The organism is Bacteroides sp. An269 (genome assembly GCF_002159755.1).
Classification (GTDB): Bacteria; Bacteroidota; Bacteroidia; order Bacteroidales; family Bacteroidaceae; genus Phocaeicola; species Phocaeicola intestinalis.
Genome location: NZ_NFJG01000095.1, coordinates 1 through 18,449, shown reverse-complemented (window position 1 = coordinate 18,449; position 18,449 = coordinate 1). Strand labels below are relative to the sequence as shown.

Here is an 18,449-nt window from a genome sequence, read left to right as displayed (position 1 = left end):
TGACGAAGAACAGGAGCGGAAAGGACCAAAAAATCGCCCAAAGCACACACGAAAACGGATACATCAAGCCAAGAAAAACTTTTTGGAGAAATTCAAAACAGCTTCTAAAATCGTACTTCGTAAATCGAAAAATTGAATATCCGTGTAATCTGTGGTGCTTTTTATAATATTCCATCAGGAGTACCGTCGTGGGAAACGGAATGCGATGCTTAGGATGGCGAATATTCCTAATGCCATCGGATAATAAAGGTAGGGAATAATGTCGAGTGGAGACAATTGGGTCAGTCCGGCTGCAATCAGCAGCTGTGCTCCATAGGGGATAATGCCCTGTATTACGCACGAGAATGTGTCGAGTATGCTGGCACTTTTCCGCTTGTCTACCCGGTATTCTTCCGCTATGCGGCTGGCGAGTGGACCCACTGTGATGATGGCAATCGTATTGTTGGCGGTACAGAAATTGGCAAGGCTGACGAGGGCGGCAATGCTGAATTCGGCTCCCCGTTTGTTGTTGATGCGTTTGGTCAGCCGGTGCAGGATATAGTCGATGCCTCCATTGAACCGGATGAGTTCCAGCATACCGCCTGCCATCAGCGTGATGATAATCAGTTCCCCCATTCCCAGTACACCTTCTCCCATTGCGCCAAACCATCCGAAAAGGTCGAATGTGCCGTATCCCCATCCGATGATGCCGGTCGACAGCAAGCCTAAGAGCAATACCAGTGTGACATTCATTCCGGCGATGGAAGTCCCCAGCACGATAAGGTAGGGGATGATTTTCACCCATTCGATGGGAGAGATGTCGGGATGGGCTTCGGTTTGCATTCCGTATACAATGTAGTATATCAATACCAGCAGGGCTGCCGGGAGAGCAATCAGAAAATTGACACGGAACTTGTCGCGCATCACGCAGCCTTGGGTGCGTGTCGCGGCAATGGTGGTATCGGAAATAAAAGAAAGATTGTCACCAAAGAAAGCCCCTCCAACGACGATTGCCGTCATAAACGCCATGCTGATGTCGGTCTTGGCGGCAATGCCTGCAGCTACCGGAGCAAGGGCGACAATGGTGCCTACCGAGGTGCCGATGGAGAGCGAGATAAAGCACGAGGCGAGAAATACGCCGGCAAGCAACAGGTTTTCCGGAAGGAGCCAGAGGGTAAGATTGACGGTAGCATCAATGGCCCCCATGGCTTTTGCCGACTGGGCAAAGGCTCCGGCAAGGATAAATATCCAAATCATCAGCATGATGTTGGTATTGGCGGCTCCCGAAGAGTATTGCAGGATGCGGTCGTTCAGCGAAAGCCCTTTGGTTGTGGCGACGGCATAAACCGAAGCTACCAGGAACGCCACGGTTATGGGAACTTTGTAAAAGTCGTTGACGATGATGGAGGTTATCAGGTACAGGCACAGAAAAACGACGAGCGGCATCAGTGCCCATCCGTTCGGCTTGTTTACAATGGGAGTCAGTTTGTTATAGTCCATGAGTCGAAAAATCTGTAAAATGAAAGCTGGTGCAAAGATAATATTTTTATATGAATGTCCGCATTTCACCAATAAGGAGTTATTTCAGGGAGTTAAAGGGAGTTAGAAGCCAATACTTTTACTAATGGAAACCATAGCAGGGCTATTGGCATTTAACTCCTGTGAGCGAAGCGGGCATAACTCCTTTTCATCCATTGGGATGTTTGCGGATATTCAAAACATATTCAAAACAAATAACGGAGCAATGCTTCTGCACCCTCCGTTATTTGTTTCATTGCTTTATTTTTCATTCCTTATAGCGTAACTCCAGTCTTGAAGATGGCTATTTCGCGGTAGTTTTTCTTTTCATTGTTTACCCATTCTCCGCTTGCCACTTGGATGACATAGTCGGTAAAACGGCGGCAAGTTACCTCCATCGGTTCGTTTTCTACGATTACTCCAGCATTAAAGTCAATCCATCCGGGCTTGTGGGCAGCAAGGCGGGAATTGGTGGATATTTTCATTGTGGGGACGTAAGTGCCGAAAGGTGTACCGCGTCCAGTAGTAAAGAGTACGAGGTGGCAGCCGCATGAAGCCAGAGCTGTAGCTGCTACTAAGTCGTTGCCTGGTGCCGACAGTAGGCTTAAGCCTTTCGTCTGCAAGCGTTCGCCGTAAGGCAATACCCCCGACACATAACTCTTTCCGCACTTTTGTGTGCATCCCAAAGCTTTTTCTTCCAGAGTGGAAATGCCTCCAGCCTTGTTTCCTGGAGATGGATTTTCGCCTACAGGTTCGCCGTGTGACAAAAAGTATTCTTTGAAGTCATTTATCAGGTGTACGGTCTGTTCGAACAGTTCCGGAGTTTTACAGCGGTTCATCAGGATGGTTTCGGCGCCGAACATTTCCGGTACTTCGGTCAGGACAGAAGTGCCGCCTTGTGCGATGAGGTAGTCAGAGAACATGCCCAGCAGCGGATTGGCTGTAATGCCCGAGAATCCGTCCGAGCCTCCACATTTTAGTCCTACGCGCAGTTCCGAGAGTGGTACATCGGTGCGGACATCCTGCTTGCATTTGGCATACAGGTCCCGCAGAATCTTCATGCCTTCTTCCAGTTCGTCGTCCACTTTCTGTGCTACCATAAATTTGATGCGCTCTTCATCATACGTACCGATAAATTCACGGAAGATGTCCGGCTGGTTGTTTTCACATCCCAGTCCTACTACCAGTACGGCTCCGGCATTGGGGTGAAGCACCATGTCGCGCAAGATTTTCTTGGTGTTTTCGTGGTCATCTCCCAGTTGCGAGCAGCCATAGTTGTGGGGGAAAGCTACGATGGCATCAATGCCTTCCTCGTTTGTTTCCCGGCGCAAGGTTTCGGCAAGTTGGTTTACGATGCCGTTCACGCAGCCCACGGTCGGAATAATCCATATCTCGTTGCGGATGCCCACGTCACCGTTTTTACGCCGGTAACCTTTGAATGTACGGTTTTCGTAGGGGATGTCTAGCGCTACTTCGGCCGGCTGGTACGTGTATTCCAGCAATCCGGCAAGGTTGGTCTTGATTTCCTTTTCCGAAATCCAGCTTCCTTGCGGTACGTGCTTTGTGGCGTGTCCGATGGGATATCCGTATTTGATGATGTTGTCGCCTTCATTAAAGTCCGTCAGTGTCACCTTGTGTCCGGCGGGAATGTCTGTTTTCAGCACGATGTCCTGACCGTCTACGGTAATGGTTTCGCCTGATTTCAACGGGGTGATTGCAACAGCTACATTGTCGGCAGGGTTGATTTTCAAATAAGTTGTTTCCATAAATAATTGGGTTTTTGTTTTTTGAGTTTTTAAGTTTTTTGGGTTTTTGAGTTTGTGGGTTTCTGTTATGAAGAACGTAAGAAGTCACAGGCTCAAGAACTAAAGGTTAGTTATGATTGTTCCGGTGCATGTCCAGATAGAAGTCGATGTTTTCTATCGAAAGGAAATTGATGGGCATATAGTTGCATTCTTTGATAGTTTTCTTCAGGATTAAATGGTCGCACAGGCTTGCAATGCTGTTATAGCCTTGAAGTGAGGGTTGCTGGGCGATAATAAAGTCGATACTGCCTTTTCTCAGGCAGTTGACATTACGCTCCAACAGGTCATATCCCATCAGGTGAAAGTTTTTCCGGTGCTGCTTTTCCATGTATTCGCCAATGATATATGCTTTCGAGTTGAATGTAATGCCATAGGACAGTTCCGGATGTTCCCGGAAGAAGTCATTCAGCAACGTTTCATCCTCGCCCGGTCTTTTGGCATACAGGTTCAGTTCCAGCATTGTCAGGTTGGGATGATGTTCTTTCATATAGCTGTAAAATCCTTCTTCGCGATGCAGCTGCTGGTTCGAACCCAGCCTGCCTTCGTTTATCTGGCGGAATATTACCAGTTCGGTTTGGTCTTGCATCAGCATTTTCATGATGCGTGCGGCAAAGTATCCGCTTTGTTTGGCATGTTGCCCGTAAAAGGCAAGCGGTTTGAGGCTTGGGATGTTCGAGTCTATAAATATATAAGGTATAGAACGTGCCTGCAGCTCGCCGGCAAATCCGGTAGTTTCCGATTCGATGGTAGGAGAGATGACCAGTCCGTCGGGAGCCTCTTCCAGCAGTTTTTCTCCTGCCCGCCTGAAGTCGCCTGGCATGTATTGGTCGTAGTATCCGCTTACCAGTGATATATTGAAATCCGAGAATGCCTTGATAGCACGTTTCATCCCGTTTTCTACATACGTCCAGTATTCTCCTGCTGTATGTTGGGGCAGCAGGCAGGCAAAGACGTATTTCTTGTTCGATGCCAGTGCGCTGGCATACATATTCGGCTGGTAGTCTAGTTGTTTCAGGATATTTTCTACTTTTTTCCGGCTGGCTTCAGATACTCCGCTGCGTCCGTGAAGCACACGGTCGACCGTGCCTACTGATACCCCTGCCAGATGGGCTATGTCTTTGATTCGGATTCGTTCTGCTTGTTTGTCCATGTCTCTATACCTTAATAAAATGTGTTTTAAAAGATGGTTTAATGTGTGTGTTGAAAAAATATCGATACAAATATATTACTTTTTTTGGTATTTAAAAAATAAATCGTACCTTTGTGTGCGTACACAGAGCGGATAAATGTTTTCCTTTATGGAAAGTATGGAATTTAATCAAACAAGAAGTATAAACGATATAAAAATTATTAGCAATGGGAAAAATTGTTACTTTAGGCGAGATTATGTTGCGGCTGTCTACGCCGGGCAATACGCGGTTCGTACAGTCGGATAGTTTCGATGTAGTGTATGGTGGCGGCGAAGCGAATGTAGCTGTCAGCTGTGCCAATTATGGACATGATGCTTATTTTGTAACCAAATTGCCGAAGCATGAAATCGGACAATGTGCCCTCAACGCTTTGCGCAAATATGGTGTCAAGACCGATTATATTGCCCGTGGCGGTGACCGTCTGGGTATTTATTATCTTGAAACAGGTGCTTCTATGCGCCCGAGTAAAGTGATTTACGACCGTGCACACTCAGCTATCGCTGAAGCTGAGCCTTCTGACTTCGACTTTGATGCTATCATGGAAGGTGCTGACTGGTTCCACTGGTCGGGCATCACGCCGGCTATTTCCGATAAAGCTGCAGAACTGACCAAATTGGCTTGCGAGGCTGCCAAGCGTCACGGAGTAACGGTATCTGTAGACTTGAACTTCCGTAAGAAATTGTGGACCAAGGAAAAAGCCCAGTCTATCATGCGCCCGTTGATGCAATACGTGGATGTTTGCATCGGAAACGAAGAAGATGCGGAACTCTGCCTGGGATTCAAGCCCGATGCTGATGTAGAAGGCGGAAAGACCGATGCGGAAGGCTACAAAGGCATTTTCACTGCCATGGCGAAAGAATTCGGATTCAAGTATGTTATCTCTACCTTGCGTGAATCGTTCTCGGCTACTCACAATGGCTGGAAAGCAATGATTTATAACGGTGAAGAGTTCTATACATCGAAGCGTTACGACATCAACCCCATTATCGACCGTGTAGGTGGCGGCGACTCGTTCTCAGGCGGTATTATCCACGGTCTGCTGACGAAGCCGAATCAAGGCGAAGCATTGGAATTTGCCGTAGCTGCTTCTGCTTTGAAACATACCATTAACGGTGACTTCAACCTTGTTTCGGTAGAAGAGGTAGAAGCACTGGCTGGCGGTGATGCAAGCGGTCGCGTACAACGCTAAATCTTTTTATTCACCACAGATTACACAGATAGGTTCATTTGATTTTAAAATAATCTGTGTAATCTGTGGTGAGAAATTTCATAAACTTAAAACTTTAAATTGTGGCAAAATTTGATAAGATAGCTGTGTTGAACAAAATCGGTTCAACCGGAATGGTGCCTGTGTTCTACCATAAAGACGCAGAAGTGGCAAAGAAAGTGGTTAAGGCTTGCTATGATGGCGGCGTGCGTGCTTTCGAGTTTACAAACCGTGGTGACTTCGCTCACGAGGTATTTGCCGAAGTAGTGAAGTTCGCCGCTAAGGAATGTCCTGAAATGGCGATGGGCGTAGGCTCTGTAGTAGACCCTGCTACGGCTGCGCTTTATATCCAGTTGGGAGCCAACTTCGTGGTAGGTCCGTTGTTCAATCCCGAAATCGCTAAGGTATGCAACCGCCGTTTGGTAGCTTACACTCCGGGATGCGGAAGCGTGTCCGAAGTAGGTTTTGCACAAGAAGTAGGCTGCGACCTGTGTAAGATATTCCCGGGTGATGTATTAGGTCCGAAATTGGTAAAAGGCATGTTGGCACCGATGCCGTGGTCGAAACTGATGGTGACCGGCGGTGTAGAGCCTACCCAGGAAAACCTGACTTCATGGATCAAGGCTGGTGTGTTCTGCGTAGGTATGGGCTCGAAACTCTTCCCGAAGGATAAGGTAGCGGCAGAAGACTGGGCTTACATTACCGATAAGTGTAAGGAAGCGTTAGGCTATATTGCCGAAGCGCGCAAATAAAGGAACGAAAGTTCATTTTGTTTAAAGGTGTATAAAGCGAGAGGCGTCGCAGGCATGCGGAAGCATGTTTTGCGACGCTTTCTTTTTGTGCAAAGCATATTCGGAAGGATGCCATTGCCTTTGCGGAAGCCTCCTATTGTTGTTTCGGGCATCTCCCTTTTACGTTCTCCAATTGGAAACCGTACGGTTTTCAATTGGAGAACATACGGTTTTGATATCAAAAACGTACGGTTTCCAATTGGAGAACGTAAAAAGGAGACATCTGAAAACCGATTGTCTTCCTTTCGAAAATAAATTGTTAAATGAATGTCCTCATTTTGCCAAATTGCTTGTAGGGGCGTATCGCATACGCCCGAAAGCGTCCACGTGGGTAAGTTGGTGCATCCGGGCGTATGCGATACGCCCCTACATTGGCTATTTGCGTTATACCCAGTGCGGTACAAAAAATGTGCAGAAGCAGCTTATATCTGCATGGTAATATATTCATAAAGTGACATTTGTGCGGGCAGGTCGATGTTCAGCCGCGAGCGCAGGCGCAAGGTTTTGGTGCGTACCGAAGAAGTGTTGATGCCAAGCAGCAATGCCTCGTCGTTGGTGTCGAATCCGAACAGGTAGAGGCAGCAGTATGCCCACTCCGATTCGCTCAGGTCGGGGCAGCGGTCGATGACGTACCTCCGCAGGCCGGGATATACCTTTTGCGCTTGTAGCTTGATTTGCTCCCATAGCTCTTCGCTAATGAGCGTCCGGGTGTTTTGCGGCTTCTTCTGCTTTGCCAGCTGGTGCAGTTTCTTATATACAGGCGAGCTTTCCAGCATGTTTTTCCGCAGGGTACGGTAGCGTACGGTCAGTGTTTCCATTTCTTCGCGTATCCGCTCCAGTGCCTTTTCCTCTTCTTCCGAATGTTTCAGCAGGGCGTTTTTCCGCTCCATCTCGATGGACAGTTCCAGCAGGCGGTTGCGTGTATCGCGTATGTCCGCTTGTTGCAGCAAGAGTTTCTTTTCCGTCCGTTTCCGGTAGCCGAAGTATGTCCACAGCATGGCCAATACCACTATCAGGCATACGGCGAAAGCCAGCAGATAGCCCGTTTGCTTGAGCCGAAGCTCTGCGTTTTCGGTCATCAGTTTCTGGTGTTTGTAGCGTTTTTCTATTTCTTATACTTTCGATTTGCTGGAGGCAATGGTTAATGAGTCGCTTAAATCTACGTATTTTATCAAATAATTCATAGCTTGTTCGGATTTTCCTTCCAACTTGGCTATTTCGTATAAATCAGAATATACGGCATAGCGGTTTATGCTTTCTTTCATAGGGATTTTTTGCAGCATTTCTTTGGCTTTCTGTAGCTGGTTGGTTTCTATGTACAAATGAGATAAAGCAAAGTAATCAGGAATCGGATTTGCGCTATTATTTAGAGTTTGATAAAAATACTTTTCAGCTAATTCGTATTCACCTTGCATTTGATAGATATTGCCATACGCATTCAGAATGGAACGGTAAACATTTTTATCGTTCAGTGTTTGGCAAAGAGAGTCAGCCTTTTGTAGATAGGTTAATGCTAATGATAAAGAATCCATGTAAGCATACCTTCGGCAAATATCCCTTAGTGCACAGACATAACTTCTTTTGTTATTGGCTTTTTGAAACCAAACGGCTGCTTCTTTTGTCTTTCTTAGTGATAGAGATGGGTAGTCTTGTCTTGCATACAGGTCTGCCATATATGAACAGGTATATCCTATTAGCTGGAAATCGTGCCTTTTCTCTGCGATAGTATATATGCGTGCGTATATATTCATAGCTTTATCGCTTTCACCTTCATGGGCATGTGCCATGCCTAAATAGAATCCGGCTTTCAGGCATTCTTCTTCCGTGCCTTGTTTCTTGTACCAATTGAGTGTCCTTTCCATGTCTTCGATAGAAGGAACGGAAACATGAGAGGTGCGGTGCGAAAGCTCTGCTTTCAGCATGCACCAGCGCGCAAAGCTTCCGGCATTTAGTGTATCCGTATCGATGGAAGCCAATAAAGCGTAGGCACTGTCCGGTTGTGCTGGCATCAGGTTTTCTACCTTATTTAATAAAGTAGGGCTTGTCGGATGGTTATTGCATCCACCTAAAATGGTTGCAATAATCAAGACAAAAAATGGGTTAATAAAAATAGTTAATGAATGTCCGCATTTTACCCAATTTGCTTGTAGGGGCGTATCGCATACGCCCCGAAGACATCCACGTGGATAAGTAGATGCATTCGGGCGTATGCGATACGCCCCTACATGGGATGTTTGCGGATATTCATTTTATAAAAACATCGTTAGCAAAGGAATGCTAATCACCGAAAGCAAGGTGGTGATGAAGGTTCCTTCCGCCATGATGACTTCCCCTTTCCCATACTGGATGCAGAACAGAGTGCCGTAGGAAGCTACGGGCATTGCTGCCAATACCACGTTGATGTTGGCGATGGTTTCCTCTACCCGGCACAGGTGCGAGAGGTATAATATCAGGAGGGGAACCAGCATCAGGCGGAGGGCAGACATGAGGTAGATAGCCGTATTGCTGAACATGCGCCAGATAGGGACCTGGGCAATGGAAGAGCCTACGATGAGCAGGGCGGCGGGTACGGTGATGTTGCCCAAGAGGACGAAAGGCGTGCTGAGCACTTTGGGGGGTATCCAGCCGGTCACTACAATCAGAATGGAAAGGTAAGAAGCTATCATCGCCGGACAATAGAGCGTGCGCCAATCGAAGCGTACCTTGCCTTCTCCTCCCGAAACGAAGAGGGTGCCGAACACGAATATCAGCAAGGTGCTGGGGAAATTGAGGATGCAGGCATAAAACACTGCATTGGCTCCGAAGATAGAAGCTACGATAGGGTAGCCGATAAAGCCTACATTGCCGAAAGCCAGCATGAAACTATAGATACCCCGGTCGGCAGCTTTTACGGGCAGGAGCCGTGGAAACAGGAAAGCTCCGCCGATAAGAACGATATAGGTAGCGAATCCCACGATGAGCAAGGGCAGGATAAAGCTTTTGTCGGGAAGCGTGTCGCCCATTACGGAAGACAGAATCAGGCTGGGGCAGGTTACGTTAATCACTAAAACAGATAGTTTGCGGTCGAAATCCGCGTCCATCATTTTCTTCTTGCTCAGAAAGTAGCCGATGATTACGATAATGAACAAAATAATCATCTGCGTCACAATAGCGTTCATAAGTCTTTGTTTATTGTCGTTGCAAAGATAGAAAAGAGTTTTGATAGTGTGAAACTCTTCACCTTATTTTCGAATGGAAGTTTATAAGACGAATGGCTGAAATAAACCTTGCGGTATAGCTGTTCTGTAATTCTCTGATAAGTTTGTTTGGCAGGGTATGAACCAACGTGTGATTGAACGGCTTAGAATCTGTTTCAAGCCGTCTCCCTTTTACGTTCTCCGTCCCAAAACCGTACGGTTTCCGAACCAAAACCGTACGTTCTTGGGACGGAAACCATAAAAGGAAGACGGCTTCGATGATAATATCATCCATGTGAAAACGTAAATATATTGAATCCTGCGCCTTTTTTACTTCCCGAAATAACTCCTTTTAACTCCTTATTGACAAAAGTCTTGCCAGATTCGATTTGTTTTCGTTATTTTGTTGGCAAATTTATTCAAGACATGCTCAAATTGTTTGTTTACATAGTGCCCTTGTGCTTCCTGCTCTTTATGTCAGGAGGAGCAGCATGGGCAGAAAATGCAGACTCAAGCACTGTCGCTCCCTATCTGAAGGTTCTCGACAGGAATCCCAACGACCAAGAAGCCTTGTGGGCCGTCGGTTTCCATTATCTCGGACTGGGAAACAATGCCGAAGCCAGAAAATACGGGAGGCGTTTGCTGGAGGTAGGAGAAAAAGACTGTCCGTATGCTGAGCTATACGGTCACCTCATTCTCGGACTTGCCGACATCGAATCCCGCAACAGCACCAAAAGTTATGAGCACCTGGAAATGGCACGGAACCTGGCAGAGCGCATGCAGAACCACGAGGCGTTAACCTATATCTTGAACGGATTCGGCCATTATGCGTTGTTTGTCCATGACGACACATATTCTGCTCTCTCTTATTATTTTCAGGCACTGGACGAAGTCCGGATTTGTCAAGACGTACGGATGCACGCCACTCTTCTTTCCAATATATCGGGAGCCTATTCGATGCGGAACGACATTTCGGGATTGAAATTCGCCAAAGAAGCTATAGATATAGCCCGGAAAGGGAATAAAATCATACCGCTGTTTTACGGAACAATGAATGCAGCCTTTTATTACCTGATTGCGGACAGCCTGCCACAAGCTCGGAATGCCATCGAAGAGATAGAGAGAATGTACGAGAAAACTCCGTTCGAAGGCGAAGAAGCTGATTTGGATCTCCTGCAGGCGTTGCTTTGCGAAAAAGAAGGAGACAAAGAAAAGGCTTATCGGCATTATGTCTCTGCCATCAGGCATTTCACAAGCGCGTCGCCTTCTACCATTACCAAAGTCTATATCGAATACGCCCGGCTTCTGCGGAACGATCAACATATCCGGCAAGCCATCGAAATACTGGAACAGGGTCTTGCCCGGATGGACAGTACGGGCATTCTTATCCACAAGGCACAACTGCTCAAAGAGCTTTCTCTCAGTTATCACGAAGCAGGAAACGATTCCCAGGCACTGGCATACGCTTTCGAATGTCAGCAATATCAAGACCGCCGCTTCGATGAAATCCGCGAACGTGCCACACAGGAAGCCCGCATCAAGCACGATATTTATTCGCGCGAACAGCAAATCAACGCCCAACATCTGGAAATCCTTGACAATCGCTTCAAGATAACCTTGTTCACGGTAGTACTGGTTTTGCTGCTTCTGGCACTGGGCATGACTTTTTATTTCTACAAAAAGAAAAACCGGCTGTACCGTGCCATCGTATCTCAAAACCGGGAATATATGCAACGCGAACAACTGCTGATGAAGCAAATGGAAAACCTGCACTCCGACGAAACGATACAGGCAGCATCCGCCACCCTTCCTTCGGATAAGCTGAGCAACCTGTTGAGCCGGTTTACGGCACTGATGATAGAACAGAAGCTGTTTACCGACCCTTCGCTTACCGTGGCTTCCGTAGCCGACCAGTTGGGAACCAACCGCACCTATCTTTCAAAAACCATCAATGAATCGACCGGAAAGACATTCACGCAACTCATCAATGATTACCGGATTAGGGAAGCTATTGCCCAAATGTCCGATTTCAAAGCCAACAAGCCTTTAAAACAAATCGCAGCAGAAGTAGGATTCAGTTCCTTGTCCACTTTCTATGCTACCTTTCAATCTTCAACTGGAATGACGCCCGCACGTTACCGTCTGAAATTGAAAGAAATCTGAAGCATTCCTGAAGCATTCTTCTTACGAATCCATCAATTTTACGTTTTACGAAAAGATGACTGATTGTGTTTTGGTGTTTTTTACTTTCCTTTGTACGATGATTGTAACAAACTAAAAACTAAATGTAAACGCTTATGGCTAATTTGAAATCAATTCTTCTTTTCGTGGCACCAGGTTTCCTTGTGTCTTACGGATGCAGTTCATCTGATAATGCCCCTCTTTTGGAAGGAAAAATCAATGTATCCGAACCTACCGAAATTACTTTCTATTATGATTACAACGGTAATACCTTTGTAGAAAATGTGTCAACCGATTCGACAGGCTTGTTCGTATTTAATCCCCAACTTGCCGGAAACGAAGCCGATGTCGCCCTGTATGTCGGAAGCGACAGCTACGGAGCTTTTCTCGAAAAAGGAAAGTCGGTCAAGATGGACATCGACGGGAAAAATGTGACATTCCAAGGAGACAACACCGACCGTAGTACATTCTATAACGCTTACCAGCAAGGATTTTCCCCTTGGACCTTCAAGCCTACCCCAGACCACCCGTTCAGTACCGCAGAATGGAATGCTAACCTGGATGCCGGTTATGAAGCTGCACAAAACGCATTGAAAGGCATAAAAGATGCCACGGTGCGCGAGCGTTATGCACGACTGGCTGATGCAAGCAAAAAATATTATACCATACAAATCTTAAGCATGGACAGCATCGACCACCGGGCACAGATTGACTCACTTGTTGCCACCATCGACCCCAATGCCGATGAAAGCCGTCTGAGCGGACTTATTAATCATTGGTATAACAGGGTTAACTTAGGAAACAACAACGGAACATTCCGGCTTACTCCTTATTTTATAAAGCAATTCGCGGGCATAGACAGCGCACTTACCAACGAAAGCAACAAAAAATACTTGTATGCTACACTCAGCTCGATGTTTTTCCTCTATCAACCTTCGGATAGCGACATCACCGCTTTCGTCAACGGAATTCAGCCCCAACTTGTCAAGGATTCCCTTCTGGCGGCAAAGATAAAAGAGACCATAGCCAAACGCAACAAACACATCAATGACGGAGAAGTATTCCCTTCCGACCCTGTGTTGATAAGCCGCGACGGGACAAAGACCTGCCTTTCAGAAGTCATTAAGGGCAAAGTGGCGTACATTGACTTCTGGGCCACTTGGTGCGTACCGTGTTGCAAGGAAATTCCTTTTATGGAAAAAGTCTACGAAAAGTTCAAAGACAACAAAGATATTGTGTTCGTCAGCATCTCGCAAGATGATAACCGGAAAGCGTGGGAGAAGAAAGTAGACCGCGACAACCCCCAGTGGCCTAATTTCATCTTTGATGTGAAGACGGGGCGCGAATTTCTTGATGCAATGGACATCAACGCCATTCCCCGCTTTATTATCGTGGGGCGTGACGGGAAAATCATCTCGGTCGATGCTGCCCGTCCTTCCAACAGGAATATTGAAAAAATACTCAATGAAGCCTTAGGGAAATAACCCCTCCATTAACTAAAAACTCAAATGAAATGAAACATTTAGCTTATTTCTTAATCGGGATGTGGAGCATCGTATCCCCGTCCGGAATATGGGCACAGACGAAAACGGAAAAATCGCTCGTCAAAGAGATAAAAGACATTGAGGAGAAAACCATTGTCGGAACTATCCTCGATGAAAATAGCGAACCGCTTCCCGGAGCTACCGTCCGCGTAAAAGGTACCCAGATAGGAACCGTTACTGATATAGAAGGGAATTTCTCGATACAGACAAATTCCCAGGCATCCACTCTGATTATCTCTTACATCGGCATGAAGACACAAACGCTCCATCTGCCGAAAGAGACCAAATACGTCCGTATCCAGATGGAACCCGATGTTACATTAATGGACGAAGTGATTGTCACCGGATACCAGAATATCAAGCGCGAGAACGCTACTGGTTCGTATCAGCTCATCGGCGGAAAAGAAATGGACACCCGTTATACGGGAGACATTGCCTCGAATCTGGAAGGACGGGTTCCGGGACTGGTTGCCGTAACTCCTGACCCTTATGCCACGGGAGAGGACGCACTGAGCATACGCGGTATAGGAACTTTTGAAGCACGTACTAGTCCTTTGATAGTCGTGGACGGATTGCCTATCGAAGGTGGACTCAATACCGTAAATCCGTATGACATCGACAACATTACGGTATTGAAAGACGCCGCAGCGTCAGCCATCTATGGTGCACGTGCTTCGAACGGTGTCATCGTCATCACTACCAAGCGTGCCAAGGAAGACCGCATGTCCATCGACTTCAATGCCGACCTTGTCATCAGTGAACGTCAGAACTATGACAACTACAATTGGGCTTCGGCGGCCGATATTATCCAGCTGGAAAAATACAATTTCAATGCCATGCTGAATGAAGACCCGAACTTGATTCAACAACAAATCGACTATGCCAACAACGGCATGATTTCCAACCAGTCGCAAGTAATGCGTCTGCTGTTGCAGAATTATCAAGGACTGCTGAGTGATGCCGACCTCAACGCTACCCTCGACAAATGGAGCCGGAACGATTACCGTAAGGAATGGCAGGACATGCACGACCGTACCAAAATAAACCACCAATATAACCTTGGCATCCGTGTCAAAGGCAAGAACCTGAGTTCGAGCATTGTGGTAAACTACATGGGAGGCAACATGGGAGCCAAGCGCGAAAACGAAAGTTCACTCACCTTTTCTTATAACGGCGACCTGAAAGTGACCCCTTGGTGGAATCTTTCCTTTGGAGTCAACGTGCTCAACAACCGCTCAAAGACACATGCCAGTACCAGCTACAATGCCATGAATTCGTTCATGGCATACGAAAGCATGTACAATGATGACGGTTCATTGAAACGGATGGAGGCGGACATCTATCCCGGCGAAGAAGTTCTCGGCAATTCGCTCTATGGGCTAAAAGACCCGACCTATAACTTTGCGGAAGAAATGAACTATAACTTTACGAAATACCGCTATACGAATGTGCGTACTAATGTGAAGACTCTTTTTCACCTTCCTGTGGAAGGCTGGACCGCACAGGCACAATTCCAATATGAAGATATTACCTCGCGTACGCAGACCCGTTACGACAACGCCTCACACTTCATGCGCAGCCTGTACGACCTTTATACCACCGCTTCACAAGTAAGCGAATGGGTGGCCGATCCAAACTTTGACTGGGACTCTGCCCTGATGGACCCCAATACAGACTGGAGCGACCCGTACCTGGGCATGATGCAGGTGATAAACACACAGGTGAATCATGCTGTCCCCGATGGCGACTTGCTCTCTACCGGTAACGTGTCAAGCCAGTTTTATACATTCCGTGCCCAGACACAATACACCCGGGAATTCGGTCTCCATGCAGTAGATGCCCTGGCTGGTTTCGAATATCGTCAGACCCATACGACGACCGACAATGACTTGCGTTACGGATACAATGACCAGACACAGACCAACCTGAACCTACTCACTGATTGGGCTTTCATCAATAATCCAACAACAGGCGTGTTGGGAACCAATTATCCGGTGTTCGGTGCTCCCAGCAGCTTTGATACGAGCGATATACTGCACCGCTATTACTCGTATTACTTCACCGCCAACTACGTATACGACCAACGCTATAGCCTTTTCGGTTCATATCGTGTAGACCGTACCGACTTATTTGGTGCCGATCCGAAATTCCGCGGACGTCCGTTATGGTCAGCAGGTGTCAGCTGGAACTTGAACAACGAGTCGTTCATGAAACCCATTACCTGGATAAACGCCCTCAAGCTCCGTGCCAGCTTCGGTCTGACAGGAAATATCGACTCATCGGTATCATCCTATCTCACCGCCAGCATCGGGACAAACCGCTATAACGGAGAAAACCAAGGCTCGCTTCAGACACCGCCAAACGACCAGTTGCGCTGGGAAAAGACCAAGACTTGGAATGTGGGAATAGATTTCGGCTTATTGGACCATAGATTAAACGGTTCTGTAGATTTATATGCCAAGAGCGGAAGCGACCTGCTGACCAATACCGACCTTGATCCTACTACCGGCTGGACATCGTTGACCATCAACAGCGGAGAAATGACCAACAAGGGTGTCGAACTGCAATTGAACGGCAACATCTTACGTGCCCGCAAGCGCAGCCAGTTGGGCATCGACTTAGGCTTCAATTTCGCATACAATAAAAACAAAGTGACTAAAGTATCCCATTATCCCGAATCAGGCTACGAATACCTCACAATGTCACTTCACGAAGGTTATCCACTCAATTCGCTCTTCTCTATCGACTATGCCGGCATGGTAGAACAAGACGGCACTTATTTCTTAGGTTGGCGCGATAAAAATGGTGAAGTCCATACGGAATCCGTTGCAAGTGGGACATTTACCGAAGAAGATGCCGTGTTCTCTGGTACCTACACCCCTACGATAAGTGGTGCCATCACCCCCGAAATTACATGGCAAGGATTTACCTTGTCGGCTATGTTCAACTTCTATGGAGGACACTATATGCGTACTCGAAATGATGCATGGAGTTCTTCTGCCGGAAGCGGTTCGGGCTATAAGAATACATTCGGACAAGGGGAGCTTTCGAAAGACCTGTTGCAATATTGGGAAGGAAACACCGATGTACCTGCTAACGGATACATGTCCATACATTATACCAATACCCAATATGGCATTTACCGAAACACCAATGTGGAACATGCCGGATACGTGAAATTGCGCAACATTGTGCTGGGATACAATTTCGACAAGCGCATCTGCCGTGCTATCGGACTGAACGACCTCCGCATCCGTTTCCAGATGAACAACATATGTACGTGGGCACGCAACAGCCTGGGACTTGACCCAGAGGCAGTAAATCCCGTTAACGGAAGTAATTACAACACCGTTCCACGCAGCTATACCATGAGCGTTTACTTTAACCTTTAATAACGATAAGCGATGAAACAAAAAGCATTTACTATACTGGCTATGGTCGTCTTTCTCTGTATGGCAGCCTGCGAAAGCAAACTTGACATTGTACCGAAAGGAATGACCACCCTTAATACCGTAGATGATTTGGAGACCTTGCTCAATCAAGACCCGCAAATCACTACCTCGAACAACGAATACGAAATATTGTGCAATAACATGTACGACTATTGGGAAGGGCTACCCGAATACCTTGCCAATCCCAACAGTCTGATTTATGCCCTCGTCACATACGATGAAAACGTAGACCGTGCCAGTCTCACTACTTCCAGCTATGTGTATGAATACCTGTATCGTAGTATAAACTACATGAACGTTATCATCTCCAAGGCACCCGAAGCTACTGGAGACGATGCTAAGCGCCGGCAAATCATCGCCGAAGCACACATCCTCCGCGCATGGTACCACTTTATTCTGGTCAATACTTTCGCTAAGCAATACGATGAGGCAACGGCATCCGAGCTGGGAGGCATTCCCTACGTGGACAACACGGACGTAAGCGAAGAAAAAACAAAACGTACTATTGCGGAAGTATACGAACGGATATTGGAAGATTGCAGCGACGAGGTTCTGGCGGACCTTATCCAAAGCCATGTAGATATCCCTTGCCGTTTCGGACTTGATTTCGGCTATGGGGTGCGTGCCCGTGTGCTTTTCCAAATGAAGCGTTACGATGAAGCACTCCGTTACGCCAATCTGGCATTGGGTGTAAACAATCGTCTGGAAGACCGGTCGTCTATCAAAGAGACCGGAACATGGACACTTAACGAAACAGCCTCCAACAACTATTTTCTGTTGTGGAGCAACAACTCCAATTTGGGTGATTTCTATGGACTTACCATTTCGCCTGATGTGGCGGCCCTCATCGATCCCAATGATTACATCATGAAATATTATAACTATATGGGAATGCCTTGGGGCGAACCTTACCAAGTACTACCCGATGGTTCCCTGCAATGTCAGATAAGCGATATCCGCTGGAACGTGTGGGGCATCCGTACAGAAACCATGTATTATCTTGCTGCTGAATGTATGATTCGGCAGGGCAATATCCAGGGCGGACTGGCACAGGTAGACCGCGTACGTGCCATGCGTATAGATAACTATACACCTTTTGCCAATCAAGCATCCGGATTGACCGAAAAGCAGGCTATGAAGCTCTTGCAGGACGCCAAACGTGTAGAGTTCATCAACACGATTGAGAATTTCTGTGACCGTAAGCGTTGGAACTCAGAACCGGAATATGCCGAAACTATCATACGTGATTTGGGACCTGAGTATGGCGGAACATATTCTATTTCACCCGATTCACCTCTATGGGTATTTCCTTTTCCGCAAAATGCCGTACTCTATAATCCTTCGCTTACACAAAACTACTAATGAAGAATAAAAGAAGAATCACCCCACGCGGAAATTCCACGTGGGGTGATTCATAAATGAAAATCAACTATCCTTTTGACACACAAATTATGTTTTGGATTTAAGCCAAAAATCAAATGGAATTTACAATAAAAGTATTCAAGTTTCGCAAGTTAATAGATAACCTTCTTCTTGGGATATAAAAGAGGCACAGGGATTTCCGCATATCGCAGAAAATGAGTAATTTTATAGTTGCAAATCAAAA

Annotated in this window: 12 protein-coding genes; 6 read left to right on the top strand and 6 right to left on the bottom strand. The window is 46.7% G+C overall.

The annotated features are described in order from the left end of the window. Positions 1-174: 174 nt before the first annotated feature. The 3 genes from B5F71_RS14825 to B5F71_RS14815 all read right to left on the bottom strand — a co-directional run bounded on the left by B5F71_RS14825 (position 175) and on the right by B5F71_RS14815 (position 4,452). A complete protein-coding gene (locus B5F71_RS14825; protein WP_087211763.1) occupies positions 175-1,479 on the bottom strand; it encodes a Na+/H+ antiporter NhaC family protein in 1,305 nt (434 codons plus the stop codon). 293 nt (positions 1,480-1,772) lie between these two features. Continuing rightward, the gene (locus B5F71_RS14820; RefSeq protein WP_022038974.1) at positions 1,773-3,263 is read right to left on the bottom strand and encodes an altronate dehydratase family protein; all 1,491 of its coding nucleotides are present in this window, start codon (positions 3,261-3,263) and stop codon (positions 1,773-1,775) included. A gap of 106 nt (positions 3,264-3,369) precedes the next feature. After that, positions 3,370-4,452 (bottom strand): LacI family DNA-binding transcriptional regulator, encoded by a 1,083-nt coding sequence (locus B5F71_RS14815; protein ID WP_087211761.1) that lies wholly within the window; start codon positions 4,450-4,452, stop codon positions 3,370-3,372. A gap of 206 nt (positions 4,453-4,658) precedes the next feature. On the opposite strand from B5F71_RS14815, the gene B5F71_RS14810 reads away from it, so the two are divergent. Both B5F71_RS14810 and B5F71_RS14805 read left to right on the top strand, forming a co-directional pair. After that, positions 4,659-5,681, top strand: a complete 1,023-nt coding sequence (locus tag B5F71_RS14810) for a sugar kinase (RefSeq protein ID WP_087211758.1) — start codon at positions 4,659-4,661, stop codon at positions 5,679-5,681. A 101-nt stretch (positions 5,682-5,782) separates the two neighbouring features. After that, complete coding sequence (locus B5F71_RS14805) at positions 5,783-6,451, top strand: bifunctional 4-hydroxy-2-oxoglutarate aldolase/2-dehydro-3-deoxy-phosphogluconate aldolase (RefSeq protein WP_087211755.1); 669 nt, start codon at positions 5,783-5,785, stop codon at positions 6,449-6,451. A gap of 461 nt (positions 6,452-6,912) precedes the next feature. Here the strand turns inward: B5F71_RS14805 and B5F71_RS14800 are convergent, their stop codons facing one another. The 3 genes from B5F71_RS14800 to B5F71_RS14790 form a co-directional block, all read right to left on the bottom strand. After that, positions 6,913-7,569 (bottom strand): hypothetical protein, encoded by a 657-nt coding sequence (locus B5F71_RS14800; RefSeq protein WP_087211752.1) that lies wholly within the window; start codon positions 7,567-7,569, stop codon positions 6,913-6,915. Between the two features lie 33 nt (positions 7,570-7,602). Continuing rightward, positions 7,603-8,577: a tetratricopeptide repeat protein gene (locus B5F71_RS14795; RefSeq protein WP_143269912.1), complete on the bottom strand. Its 975-nt coding sequence runs from the start codon at positions 8,575-8,577 to the stop codon at positions 7,603-7,605. A gap of 162 nt (positions 8,578-8,739) precedes the next feature. Continuing rightward, entirely contained in the window at positions 8,740-9,648 is a 909-nt protein-coding gene (locus tag B5F71_RS14790; RefSeq protein ID WP_087211748.1) for an AEC family transporter, read from the bottom strand. A 444-nt stretch (positions 9,649-10,092) separates the two neighbouring features. On the opposite strand from B5F71_RS14790, the gene B5F71_RS14780 reads away from it, so the two are divergent. From B5F71_RS14780 to B5F71_RS14765, 4 genes are all read left to right on the top strand, one after another. After that, complete coding sequence (locus B5F71_RS14780; protein WP_087211741.1) at positions 10,093-11,829, top strand: response regulator transcription factor; 1,737 nt, start codon at positions 10,093-10,095, stop codon at positions 11,827-11,829. 134 nt (positions 11,830-11,963) lie between these two features. Continuing rightward, complete coding sequence (locus B5F71_RS14775; RefSeq protein WP_087211738.1) at positions 11,964-13,331, top strand: TlpA disulfide reductase family protein; 1,368 nt, start codon at positions 11,964-11,966, stop codon at positions 13,329-13,331. Between the two features lie 29 nt (positions 13,332-13,360). Beyond that, positions 13,361-16,783 carry a SusC/RagA family TonB-linked outer membrane protein gene (locus B5F71_RS14770; RefSeq protein WP_087211735.1) on the top strand — a complete coding sequence of 1,141 codons (3,423 nt, stop codon included), beginning with the start codon at positions 13,361-13,363 and terminating at the stop codon, positions 16,781-16,783. A gap of 12 nt (positions 16,784-16,795) precedes the next feature. Continuing rightward, on the top strand, positions 16,796-18,205 hold the full coding sequence (locus tag B5F71_RS14765; protein ID WP_087211732.1) for a RagB/SusD family nutrient uptake outer membrane protein: 1,410 nt from the start codon (positions 16,796-16,798) through the stop codon (positions 18,203-18,205). The last annotated feature ends 244 nt before the right edge of the window (positions 18,206-18,449 follow it).